10 protein-coding genes are annotated in these 12,543 nt (G+C 63.9%); 3 read left to right on the top strand and 7 right to left on the bottom strand.

Annotation, left to right across the window (positions count from 1 at the left end; all coding sequences use genetic code 11):
- Position 1: 1 nt before the first annotated feature.
- From ON29_RS07120 to ON29_RS07110, 3 genes are all read left to right on the top strand, one after another.
- Positions 2-1,756: a CocE/NonD family hydrolase gene (locus ON29_RS07120; RefSeq protein ID WP_051174963.1), complete on the top strand. Its 1,755-nt coding sequence runs from the start codon at positions 2-4 to the stop codon at positions 1,754-1,756.
- Positions 1,757-1,797: 41 nt separating this feature from the next.
- Positions 1,798-2,733 carry an amidohydrolase family protein gene (locus ON29_RS07115; RefSeq protein WP_040865357.1) on the top strand — a complete coding sequence of 312 codons (936 nt, stop codon included), beginning with the start codon at positions 1,798-1,800 and terminating at the stop codon, positions 2,731-2,733.
- Between the two features lie 82 nt (positions 2,734-2,815).
- Positions 2,816-3,715, top strand: a complete 900-nt coding sequence (locus ON29_RS07110) for a LysR family transcriptional regulator (RefSeq protein ID WP_040865356.1) — start codon at positions 2,816-2,818, stop codon at positions 3,713-3,715.
- Positions 3,716-3,733: 18 nt separating this feature from the next.
- Here the strand turns inward: ON29_RS07110 and ON29_RS07105 are convergent, their stop codons facing one another.
- The 7 genes from ON29_RS07105 to ON29_RS35650 all read right to left on the bottom strand — a co-directional run bounded on the left by ON29_RS07105 (position 3,734) and on the right by ON29_RS35650 (position 12,009).
- Complete coding sequence (locus tag ON29_RS07105) at positions 3,734-4,990, bottom strand: acyl-CoA dehydrogenase family protein (RefSeq protein ID WP_083863289.1); 1,257 nt, start codon at positions 4,988-4,990, stop codon at positions 3,734-3,736.
- Positions 4,991-5,052: 62 nt separating this feature from the next.
- Complete coding sequence (locus ON29_RS07100) at positions 5,053-6,114, bottom strand: alpha/beta fold hydrolase (protein WP_040865355.1); 1,062 nt, start codon at positions 6,112-6,114, stop codon at positions 5,053-5,055.
- Complete coding sequence (locus ON29_RS07095; protein WP_040865354.1) at positions 6,114-7,142, bottom strand: LLM class flavin-dependent oxidoreductase; 1,029 nt, start codon at positions 7,140-7,142, stop codon at positions 6,114-6,116. The genes ON29_RS07100 and ON29_RS07095 overlap by 1 nt, the downstream gene beginning before the upstream one ends.
- A gap of 46 nt (positions 7,143-7,188) precedes the next feature.
- Positions 7,189-7,704, bottom strand: coding sequence for a flavin reductase family protein (locus ON29_RS07090; RefSeq protein ID WP_051174951.1), 516 nt, complete (start codon positions 7,702-7,704; stop codon positions 7,189-7,191).
- Positions 7,701-8,009 carry a hypothetical protein gene (locus ON29_RS07085; RefSeq protein WP_051174950.1) on the bottom strand — a complete coding sequence of 103 codons (309 nt, stop codon included), beginning with the start codon at positions 8,007-8,009 and terminating at the stop codon, positions 7,701-7,703. The genes ON29_RS07090 and ON29_RS07085 overlap by 4 nt, the downstream gene beginning before the upstream one ends.
- Positions 8,010-8,361: 352 nt before the next feature.
- The gene (locus tag ON29_RS07080) at positions 8,362-10,899 is read right to left on the bottom strand and encodes an ATP-binding protein (protein WP_217999096.1); all 2,538 of its coding nucleotides are present in this window, start codon (positions 10,897-10,899) and stop codon (positions 8,362-8,364) included.
- 573 nt (positions 10,900-11,472) lie between these two features.
- Positions 11,473-12,009: a hypothetical protein gene (locus tag ON29_RS35650; protein ID WP_157172681.1), complete on the bottom strand. Its 537-nt coding sequence runs from the start codon at positions 12,007-12,009 to the stop codon at positions 11,473-11,475.
- Positions 12,010-12,543: the final 534 nt, after the last annotated feature.

Below are 12,543 nucleotides of genomic sequence, written 5' to 3'. Positions count from 1 at the left end.
CATGCATCCCGATACCGACGCGCCGACCGAATTCCGCACTGTCACCCAGGTATTCGATGGTGAGGAGATCGACGTCGTCTACAAGCCCGCACGTCGACCGCCGGACATCGGCGAAGGCAGCGACGACGAATTCGTCGCCAGCGGCTACCTCGGATACTGCCCACCATTCGACACCCGGACCTACCACGCGGCCCCCGGCATCATCTGCGACCAGGACCAGCCGGTCGTGCTGCGCGATGGCACCACGATCTACACCGACATCTACCGACCCGACACCGACGCGCAGGTCCCGGTGATCATCTCGTGGAGCTACTTCGGCAAACGCCCCGGTGACGGACTGAGCCAGTGGCAGGTGCCCGGCGTGCCGGCATCGACGATCTCGTTGATGGCCAAGTTCGAATCCGCAGACCCCGGCTACTGGTGCCATCGGGGCTATGCCATCGCCAACGCGGACCCGCGCGGTGTCGGGCATTCCGAGGGCGACATCTGCTTTCACGGTTCCCAGGATGCGCGCGACGGCTACGACTTCGTCGAATGGCTCGCCGAACAGTCGTGGTGCAACGGCAGAGTCGGCATGGCCGGCAACTCCGGTGTCGCGGTGACCCAATGGGCCATCGCCGCCCAGCAGCCCCCGCATCTGGCGTGCATCGCCCCCTGGGAGGGGACCTCCGACATCTTTACCGAAGCCATCTACGAGGGCGGCGTTCCCGGCCTGACCTTCCATTCGGTGCTCGTCGATCTGCTCTCGGGTACCGGGATGGTCGAGGATGTCGGCGAGATGGCACGCAGATACCCTCTTCTCAACAATTACTGGCGCGACAAGGTCGCCGACTTCTCAAAAATTCAGGTGCCAGCCTACATCGCCGCAGGCTGGAGCCACATCCATCTACACGGCGCATTCGAGGGATTCCGGCATATCGATCCGGAGCTGACCTGGATCCGGGCACACCGCGACTTCGAGTGGCCCGACATGTATTCCCCACACAACCTTGAGGACCTCACACGGTTCTACGACCGCTACCTCAAAAACATTCACAACGGGTGGGAACTGACCCCCCGCGTGCGGCTGGAAGTAATGGACGCCTTCGACTGCGACTACCAGATCAACCGCGCGGAAAACGAATTTCCACTCGAGCGAACCTGCTACGAGCGCCTCTACCTTGACGCGGCAACCGGATCGATGTCGCTCGACCCGGTCACCGCACAGTCCAACATCTCCTACGATGCCAACGAAGGAGTTGTCACCTTCGATATGGCCTTCACCGAAGAGACCGAACTGACCGGCTATTCGGTGCTGCGATTGTTCGTCGAGGCCGACGGTCACGACGAAATGGACCTGTTCGTCAACATCCAGAAGCTCAGTACCACCGGTGAATGGCTGCCAACCGATGTCCTCGGACATCCGCATCCCGGCGCCTGGGGCAAACTGCGGGTGTCACGCCGGGCACTCGACGAAAGCAAATCCACCGACTATCACCCGGTACTTGCCCACCGCAGCGAGGAAAAGCTCGGTCCCGGCGAGATCGTCGGCGTGGATATCCCGATCTGGCCGACCAGCCGGATCTGGCATGCAGGCCAGCGCATTCGGGTGCAGATCGCAGGCCACTACATCAGGGGGGGCTGGTTCGAACCGCTGAGCTGGCAGACCTCCAACCAAGGCCGCCACATCGTCCACACCGGCGGTGACCACCAGTCCTACTTGCAGATCCCCGTCATTCCGCCGCGCTACCGCGACGGCGACTACAGCTACCGCTGACATCCCGTCGAATGATCTCGGCCCAACGATCAGGAGCATGAATGACACGAATCGATGTGCACTGCCACTACCTGCCCGACTTCTACCGCGAGGCGCTGATCGCCAACGGGCACAGCCGGCCCGATGGCATTCCGGGGATTCCGCAGTGGAGTGAAACCATTGCCCTGGAGGCGATGGACAGCTTGGGCGTGCGGAAGTCCTACCTGTCGATCTCCTCACCCGGAGTCCACTTCGGTGACGACGGCGCGGCCCGGAAATTGGCACGGCAGGTCAACGAGGAAGGCGCACGCCTCAAACGTGCCCACCCCGAACGCTTCGGGTTCTTCGCTTCGACACCGCTACCCGACGTCGATGCCGCACTGGATGAAATCGTCCACGCCTTCGACGAACTCGACGCCGACGGCGTGGTGCTCGAAACGAACTTCGATGGAATCTATCTCGGCGACAAGCGACTCAAGCCGGTCTATGCCGAACTCGATCGCCGAGAGGCCGTGTTGTTCATGCATCCGACCAGTCCTGCAGCGGCCTGCACCGGCTCCGCCGAGCCGCTGCGGTATCCGCGGCCGATGCTCGAGTTCCTGTTCGACACCACCCGCACGGTGACCGACATGGTGTTGTCGGGCACTCTCGAGCGCTTCCCCAACGTCAAGGTCATCGTTCCCCACGCCGGCGCGGTACTGCCCGCGGTGACCGCACGAGTCGATGTGATCGGCGCAAAGATGGTCGGCAAGACCGACCCGATGCGCCAGGCACTGAAACACCTGCACTTCGATCTGGCTGGGATGCCGTTGCCGGAGATGCTGCCCGCACTGTTGAGTGTCGCCGATCCCGGACACCTGCACTACGGCAGCGATCTCCCGTTCACCCCTCTGCCCGAGGTGCACGTCAATACCAGCAAGCTCGACGAGGCCGCGGTCTTGCAGGGCGAGCTGCTCGGTCGAGTGATGCACGGCAACTCGAAGGCATTATTCGGCTGAGATCAGAGCTCACGAGGGGGTGCCGCGCCCACCCGGGTACGGCATCCCCTCGTCGTGTCGACCCCGTGGGAAGGGGCTGCATATGGTCGCGTCACATCCGGATTTGAACCTGATCTCGATACTGCATGCGCTGCTCGAGGAAAGAAACGTCACCCGCGCGGCCCAGCGCATCGGAGTCAGCCAGCCGGCGGCGAGCCTGATGCTCGCGCGACTGCGCCGCCACTACGGTGACGAACTGCTCACCCGCGTCGGCAATCGGTACGAACTGACCCCGCTGGGTGTGATCCTGAGTAAGCAGACCGGCAGCGTGGTCGCACTCAGCGACCGGCTGTTCGCCACCAAGTCACGCTTCGACCCCGTCACCACTGAACGAGAGTTCGTTCTCGGGGGATCGGACTATTCGCTGAGCATCCTCGGCCCCACTTTGCTGGACGCGTTCGAACAACAAGCTCCGCGGGCACGACTTCGATTCCGGCCGATCCGCCGGACGATCGGTGAGGACGACAGCACCGGCGTCCGGCTGCTCGACGGGCTGATTCTGCCGCACTCCGCCGCCCCCGCTCGTCTGCCGCACGTCGAGCTGTACCGCGACGAATGGGTGTGCCTCGTCGCGGCCACCGACGCCGAATCGACCCCTGCCGAACTCAACAGCCTGCACTGGGTTCTCGGCTTCCACGACCCCGTCGTCGGCAGTGACATCGATCGCCGCCTCGGCGGCGCCGGTGTGCGCTTGAACTCGCTGTCGGTCAACAGCTTCGGAATTCTGCCCCGCTTCGTACGACCACAACGTCGACTGGCGTTGATCCAGCGCCGCCTGGCTGAAATCCTGGTTCGCCCCGGGATCACCCACATCGTGGCCTGCCCCATCGATCTCGACCCCGTCGTCGAGACCTACTGGTGGCATCCGGCTCACACCGACGATGCCGGTCACACGTGGTTTCGCCAGCTGGTTCTCGACACCGCGGCCACCGAGGTCCGGTGACCGCGCGTCGAGGTTGCCCTAGTCGGTGAACGCCGGGGCCGGTTCGTGGCCGTTGAGGATGGCCTCGGCGTAGGCCAGGCCATTGAACTCGTTGTTCACCGTGGCGATGTGGGTGTAGAGGGTCGACCAGTCACGCCAGATACGTTCGCCGCGTGCGCCGGCGATCACGGTGCTGGTCCCCAGGCCGCGAATAATGTTCTCTTGGACAGCTTTCAGTGCAATCATCTGACCGTGCTTGGCGAGACGGCCGATGTACAGTTCCTCGGCGTGGGTGAAGGGAGCCCCACCTGAGGTGCTGCGTTCCGCGCATTCGTCCCAGAGCCGGCAGGCGCGCTCGAGCACGGCATCGGCGGCCGCGATTTCGGCGACCGCGTCGGCGAACCAGATCTGGTAGCGCGGGTGCTGTGAGCGCTTCTGAACCGGGTCGACAGAGGTGGTGCGTTCGGGCAGAGCCGCAGTGAGTTCGTCGAGGGCGGCTCGGGCGCCGCCGATGGAGATCGCGGCCGGCTCGAAGGTGAAGAACGGGCTCGCCGGTCCTCCATAGAGCGAGTTGCCGTGCAGTTCCCATCCGGGGGTGCCGGTGCCGATCTCGTATTTGGAGATGTTCGTGCCGGGCAGGACCCAATCGTGCGGTACGAACGCCTGATTGATCTCTACGGTGTGGGAACTGCTGCCTTTGAGGCCGAGGGTGGCGCCCCAGTCGTCACGGATCGTGACCGCGGCGCGCGGGACGATGTATTGCGACAGGATCCGCTCATCGCTGCCGGGGCCGTCAACGAAGCATTTCCCGACGAAATGGGTCGAGTAGGCGCACCCGGAGGAGAACGGGGCGACCGCGTCGATGATCCAGCCGCCATCGACTCTTTTCGCGGTCCCGCTGGGCTTTCCGGTGAACGTCGCGGCGAAATGCCCTTCTCCGAATACCGCTCGCTGCACCGATTCGGGAAAATAGGACGCGACCTGGTGGGCGTGGCCGGCGGCGTAGGTCAGACTCCAGCCGGTCGACATGTCCCCACGTGAGATCTCCCGCATCACCCGGAAGAACTCCCAGGGACGGAACTCGTAGCCACCGAACATCTTCGGTCGGAACATGTGATAGAAACCGGCGCGCACGAATTCGAGGTGCAGTTCCTCGGAATAGAAGCGCCGGGCCTCGGTCTCCGCGGCCGCCGCGATGATGCGGTCACGAAGTTTGACCGCGTTGTCGAGAGCCTCGGCGGGTGTCAGCGATGGCGGGGCCTGGGTGGTGTTGATGTCCATACTCGGCGCAGGCATATCTGTCCTCGAATCTGTTGAACGGGCCGATCGGCCGACGAAGGAATAAGAGAGATGGGCAGTCAGGGACCGACCGTCGAATCGGGCTGCGCGGCAATCGGTGAGCCGGTCCGATGCTCGATCCACTCGAGTACGACGACCAGCACATCAGCGTTGTTCTTCTCGAGCATCGCCAGATGGCCGTTGCCGTAGATGCCGAGATCGCCGAGCTCGAGGTGATCGACCTGGCAACCGGCCCCACGCAGGTAGTCCACCGTCGCGGAGTCGAGCGCTTTGGCGAAGGATGCCTGCCCGGTAACGACAGCCAGCGGGACCTGTGCCAGGTGAGGCAATCGGCGTGGTGTGCCGGACTGGCGGAGCATCGGTGGAGGCTCGCCGAGAAACAGTGGCTTCGTCGCGGTGCCGATCGGGACGGGATCGATCTCGACCAAGCCGAGATCCTCGGCCGTCGAGGCGGGCGGTTCGTAGGCCATCGGAACCTCGGTGACGGCCCAGGACATGCTCGGTCCCAGCGGTTCCAGAGCCACGACCGCCTTGACCATGTCGGGCCGTGAATCCGCCATCAGCCAGGCCGGGGCGCATCCGGCCGAGTTGGCGATCAGGACCGCCGGGCCGATGCGATCGAGGAGCTGCGATCCACGGCGGCGCATCAGCTCTTGATGCTGGTCAGGAGGCGGCAGCGCACAGGCCGCGCCAGCGAGCACGTTCGCCACGGTCGGGTCATCGGCGGTGCCGGTTCCCGGCCACTGGGTCGCGTCCGGGTTGTCACCGCCGGCGAACAGCGTGCCGATACCGTCCACGGTGGGCCGCCACCCGCTGGGAGTCGCTCCGCCGCCGGCCCTGCCGTGCCCGGGCCGGTCCAGCACGTAGACGGCGTATCCGCGTTGCAAGGCCAGCGTGCGCCAGCCTGGTCTGCCATCAGGGGTGGCGATCCAGTCCAATCCTTGTGCCCCGCCGCCGTGGATGAACACCAGAGGAAAGGGCTGGGTCTGCTCGTGGGGGATCTGGTATTCGACGTAGAGCGCGGTACCGTCGACCACAGCGCCGTGTCCGGATTCGACCACCTCGACACCCACCCAGAAGTAGCCCTGATCGGCGAGGTGAACCGCAGTGCTTCCGTTCATCATCGGCTATCCGATCCGCTGATCGGGATGGCCCGCAACGCGGGCAGGACCTCCTTGGCGAAAACCCGGGTTTCGTCCCGGGAAATGGCCTCGATCATCAGCCGTCGTGCACCGGTCTCGATCACGGTGCGCTGCAGAGTATCCAGCACCTGATCCGGTGTCCCACACACGATGGGCGGGTGCGGTGCGGCGGCGCTATCGGTGACCGGACCGGTCGGCCTGGTGAGTCCGGAGAAAACCTCGAGCAGGCGCTCTCGGCTCTGCTCGGCTTCGGTCTCGGTGGCACCCAGGCATACGAATTGCGACACCATGAAGTTCGCGCCGGACCGTGAGTAACCGGCACGGTCGGATTCGCGCAGATAGCGGTCGAAAGCCGCGCGATGGGTCTGGTTGTCGCCGAAATTGCGCAGCAGATTCCATCCCTTGCCGGCGGCGTAGTCGACCGAGAAATCACTCTGGGCGGCCATCCACACCGGCACGCTCCGTGCATCCGGGGTGACGGTGATCGGTCGCGGCCGCCGATGGAACTCGCCGTCGAAAGTGAAGTCCCCAGTGGTCAGCGCCTTGTCGAGCAGTTCGCAGCTCTCGCTGAAATGCGGGCCGCTGCGGGCGGGGCTGTGCCCGGTCACCATCTCGTACTCGACCGGATTACCTCGCCCGATTCCCAATTCGAATCGGCCGTCGCTGAGCAGGTCGAGCATACCGGCTTCCTCAGCGACTCGGACCGGGTTGTAGAGCGGCAGGACGGTGATCGCCGTGCCCAGGCGGATGCGGTTCGTGCGGGCCGCGACGTTGGCCAGCAGCAGATGCGGTGAGGGGTTCGAGATCCGTGGCACATGGTGTTCGGTCAGGGTCAATCCGTCGTAGCCGAGTTCCTCTGCCTCTACCGCGAAATCGAGGTATTCCAGCAGTTGGCGTCGTTGCCAGCCGGGGTCGAGGCAGTCGCTGTCCGCGGCCGTGTCGTGGATTCCCAGGCCGTATTGGTGAGTCACCTTCACGGTGCCGGGATCGTCGTGCAGTGCAGGCATGCTGTCGTATTCCTTGGTTCAGGAGAAAATTGGTGATGCGATGCGATCAGGACGCTGCGGCTGCCGCGTAATGAACGCGGCCGAAAGCGCCGCGGTGGAAGATCAACGGGGACGCGCCTGGTTCGACGCCGATTTCACGGATCGCGCCGAGGACGAGCACGTGATCACCTGCGGGACACACGGATTGGATGTCACAGTCGATCCACGCGACGACATCGGGCAGGATGGGTGAGCCGGATTCGGAGGCCCGCCAATCCACGCCCGAGAACTTGTCTTTGGTTCGTGCGGCGAAGGCCTGGCACAGCGAGACCTGGTCGGCGCTGAGAACATTCGCGCAGAACGAACCGACCGCCCGAATACGCGCCCAACTCGCGGAGTTGTCGGCGGGCAGGAATCCGACGAGCATCGGATCCAGCGATACCGAGGTGAACGTACCGACCGTCATGCCGATCGGGCCGTGCTCGTCGACCGCCGTCACCACGACCACTGAGGTGGGCAGATGCCCCAGAATGGCGCGGAACTCCTCTGGGGTGACCGACCGCAGATCGGGAAGACCGCTCATCGCGTCGCCTCCACATGCGTGCGGACGAATGCCCCGTCGGCGCTGACCCAGCGGCGGGCGGTCGCGTAGTCGATCATCCGTTCCCACTGCTCGGACCAGTCGGCGAGGGTAGCGACGGCCTTCGCGTGCCGGAATAGACGGCCGACATCGAGATCGATGTCGCCGTCGGCGCGCATGCGGCCCGCGCCGGTGACGTGCAGGGCGTCGGCGAGTTCCGCGTCCGGCAAGTCCGTGAGCACATGCAGACGGTGGCAGTCGTCGGCCTGGTGCACGGTCGCGGTGTTGCTGGAGAGTCTTACGAACACTGGTCACTCCTTCGTTGACGTGACGCTCGTCTCAAGACTGAGGGCGCCAGAGCTATCGCGGAAGTGAATGTTTCGTATCGACCTATACGTTCTTCTTATACTTGAGGGTGTCCGTCCGGCCCGTCAACTGCCGAGGACGGATCCTTCCGTCCGATCGACCTGCTGACCGCGCGCGTCGCCTTTTCCGTATTTTTCGGCAATAGGCGACTAAGACCGTGACGACCTCGGACACGGTGCTCGCTCGCATCGGCGCTGCCGCGCACGCAACACTCATAGCGCAGGGACGAAAGCGCTTTCGCCGCCCGGCCACGGCCGAAGACGGTGGCCAGCGAGCCAGACTGCGGACGTGGTACTAGCCGTCACGCATCCGTGGCCCGGGCCGATTCTTGACGGAGCGAGTCGCCGCTGCTGATCGGACCGATTCGATCTCGTTCTCGGGCACGAGCTCGAGGATGTGTTCGCGAGAGTTGATCACCAATTTCCGAAGGATCGCAGCCATCTGCGCTTCGATGGTCTTGGACGAGCTTCCTCGGCGGGCGGCGATCGCGGAGTTCGTCCACCCTGCTGCGGCCAGGATTGCCACATGCTGCTCAGCGGTGGACAGTTCGTACCAATGTGAAGGACTGCCCTTCCTGGCAGGATGATCTATCGGCAACCTGTCGGTGGATAGCGTCCCCAGCGCCAGCCGCTGGACCTCGCGCAACTCCGAGCGCAGCAGGGAGCCCTTCCGCCGCTCGGTGGCGAATGCATCGCGCCCCAGCACGCTGCGGACCACCTCGATCGCCTCGGCTATTTCACCGGCGAATGGCCGCAGATCATCGACCTCGATGCTCAACTCCGCGCGGAGCGTGGCGGCCCCACCGACGAGTTGCGCAGCCTCTCTCGCCAGTTCGGTGAGTACTGCACGGTCGGTGCCTGCCGTCGCCATCATCGCACTGATGGCCCGCGCCAGCGCGTAGATTCGTATGTGCACCGCCCACGATTCGCCCCAGCTGTCACGTGTCGACATATGATGCGCGAGCGCACTTCGAGCAACGTATAGCGCCTCAGTTGGGTTCGCGTGCTTCGCCAGCGCCACTGCCCGTGCATTTTCGGCGAATCCCTTCGCCCATTCGGAGTCGGATGCGGTTGCGACGTCGAGGTAGTGCCGGGTGATCTGCAGCGCTTGCTGTGCCGATCCGACGAAGCTTGCGGCCCAGGTCTCCATATCCGAACACCTGATCTCGAAGCCGAGATCCCCGCGTGCGGTCGCCTTCTGACGGGCGCGAGCGAATACCGTGATGGCCATCGGGTCTCGATGGACGAGCAGGAGTTCTGTGCCCCATGCGAATTCGGCTGGGGCCGGAAGGCCGATGTCCTGCTGCAGGGCCCGCGGCAGATCGGGCATGGTTTTCGAGCCGCGGAGGCAGGCAGCCGTGCAATCCGCAAGCATCTGCTCGCCTTCGGCGGTCTTGCCTGCCATGAGGGCGGACCATCCGATCAGAGCCATGGCTCGAATCTGCAGGTCATCTGGGGTCGACGTCGACATGCGGGTTGCCTGAAGTGTGCGCTGGATCCAGCCGCGCACTTCACGGGGTGATCCTATGACAAACGGGAGCAGCATCAGACTCGTGGAGACTTCCAAGCCGAGTGCCGCATCGCCGGAGTTCAGACTTGTCTCGATCGCCTTGGCGAGATTGTCCCAAGCGGCCCGGATCCAGCCGAACAGATCACGCGCGCCAGGCCGGAACCATTTCATCTGCGCCGCGATCATCTTGTCCCGGTAGTAGCGGCGATGACGCCCAGCCAGCCGCGCGGGTTCGTCTGCCTTCGCAGTGGATCGTTCCGCCAGTCGCTGCGCCCCGAACACTCGGACACTTTCCAGCAAGGAGTACCGGACGGTGGTAGGCGTCCTGTGGGCCGTGACCAGAGACTGGTCGACCAGACGCTCGAGCACGCCGCCGATGTCTTCGGCCGACAGCGTGACAGAGTTCCCGAGGCGCTGTGAGTCTGCGCGGTGTAGGTGATCGTCCGAGCACACGGCCACGATGGTGTCGAGGTCGACACCGACATCGGCGGCTGAGCGAACATCGCCCTCGGGACTTGTGTCATATCCGGCGGCGAACACCGACATGCGGTCCAATAGCAGCCGTTCTCGGTCCTGGCACAGATCATAGGACCACGCGATGGCGTCACGCACTCCTCGATGTCGGGGCTCAGCTCCGAACCGCGGCCAATGAGCCCACCGCGTCCGCTTGTCCGTTACCTCGCCGCTCAATTCTCGGGCGATCATTTCCAGAGGTTGCTGGGATAGCCGCGCAGCCGCAAGGCGGATATACAACGGAGAATTATTCATATGACGACATATCCGGGTGGCCAACGCAAGATCGCCTTTGTTGCCGATGGGATGGCCGGTGAGTTCGGCACGCTGCCGGAACAAAACCACCGCGTGTTCGAGCGGCAACGAGGGAATCGCCACCAGGTACTCGTCCACCCAGCCTACGGCCTCGCGACTGGTTGCCAGGATGGTCGAACCCGGCACCGCCTCGAGCAGGTCCGTGATCACCTGACCAGCACCTTCGAGCACATGTTCACAGTTGTCCATGACCAGTACGGGATTCTTTTTACTCTCCGCTTCGCCACTCATGGTCAGCTTCGCGACGAGGGTTTCCCATCCCGGCCGCCCCGAGAAGTCGGACCCGACCACTTCGTGAGAGACCGCCTCCTCGACAGCAGCGGAATCGGAGCCTTTGCTCAGTCGAGCCAGCCGCACCCAGTAGACCGGAGCGCTACTCGATTTACGGATACGGCGAACAACCTCGGCTGCCACGCTCGTTTTGCCGATACCGCCAGGACCGATCAAAGTAATCAACCGAGCCGATGACAGCAGTAAGCCGACGATCTTTTCCACTTCCTCGTCACGGCCGACGAAGTCCCCTGCCCCCCCAGCCCGGACCCCCGGTCGCGTTCCGCGTGCCGCCGACATGAGGTGAAGCCTAGTCATCCAGGACGACACCAGCTATACCTGAGCAACTCCAGATGCCGCTGGCGCTCGAACGACCGGCCTTCCGCACATATCCCCCGCTCACCGCCTGTTTTCCTGCTGCGGATCGCGCGTGGATCGCAGGCCGGCCAATATAGCGGTGTCTCAGATTCGCGTACCTGTCGCGGATCTGCACCCCCTGGGTCTCCGGCCTATTCTGGCCCCATTTGTCCCACCAGACGGTTTCGTCCGGGGTTGAGCCAACTGGCCACAGCTTTCCAATCTGCCGGAGTCATTCGCGCTCGTGTATCCGAATTCGCGCAAGAGATGCGTGGGCAGCTATGGAAATCCGTTTCCGACAGCGCAATGTCCCGACAGCACGAGCAAAACATCGAATTCATTCGGTACCACCTGATGTTTTCGCGCCGGAGCGCATTCATTCTTCTACGCACTCGAAACCGGTGCATGGGTCGTTATCGCGCGACGCAATGCGTAGGGTAATCATCCGACTCCCGGAGCTGGAATCACACACAATCCCAATGGAAGCTGAAGCCGCCCGGATCGGATTTCGTCGACCATATAGGCGTAGCCCTCGCGAACCTCACTCAAACGCACCCAGACGTCGTGCCATTGGTCAGCATCAGCCGTGTGCAGTACCGTCCACCATGCCTCGGCGTACATTTTTGCGATATGGCCCATCACCTCCCCCAGCGAATGTGTGTACATACGCCCACATTTTGTCCATAGAATGTGCCGCACTGCCCACGTGTCGATCTCGCCCATTAAGCGATCGATCTCCGAACGAACCCGGTCATCGTCGAAATCGCTTCCCTGCGGTACCCGGCCGAGCCGGAAGCGCACCAGTTCAGCGTGCAGATCGCCGAGTTCACGCGCCCATCCGACAAGCGGCGAACCGTCACTCGCCCGCCCGGCGATCGCCCGAAGCAACTCGTCCGGCGCCAGTAACGGCAACGATTGGTCACTCGGCCGCAGGCCCGGTGACGGACAACCCGGCTGATACGCGGAGAGCTGCCTCATCGCGCCGCCTCCTTCGCAGCGCTGAGGGTTCTCCTGACCCCACCGAGGAACCTCGGGAAGTCGAGGCTCTCACCTGGAGGAACCGCATGAGTCCGGAGGGCGCTGCGCGCACAGGGCGGCTCGCCGAGCGACAGCATCGGCTCACCCGCGACGCCCGAGGATATTCCCGTGCTTTCGTCCACAGTGATCTGCACACACCTCAATGGTCGGTCCTATCTATGACGTATCGAGACACCAGCTCCTCTGAGCGTTGCGCCTTAAGGGTGCGCAATACATCAGGGACCGACCGATCGAGCCATGAAACGACAGACGAGCTACCTACTGATTCGATCGCCGCGGCAATCGGCTGGGTGCTCGGTCGCGGGAACCGGCTGCCAGGACGGCGCTCGCTCGAATCCGGCCGAGAGCACCTATTCCGTCTCCTCCGCGATCCCGCGAAGCCACGATCGCCGATCGGGCCTGCGCACCTGTGCCCCGCTGGCATGACGGAGGGCGTTCTGGCATCGGTGGGGTCGAGGCAGGTAGAGCGCCTCG

The organism is Nocardia exalbida NBRC 100660, from assembly GCF_000308575.1.
Classification (GTDB): Bacteria; Actinomycetota; Actinomycetes; order Mycobacteriales; family Mycobacteriaceae; genus Nocardia; species Nocardia exalbida.
The sequence above is the reverse complement of the archived record's forward strand: the minus strand, read 5'-3'. Positions and strand labels throughout refer to the sequence as shown.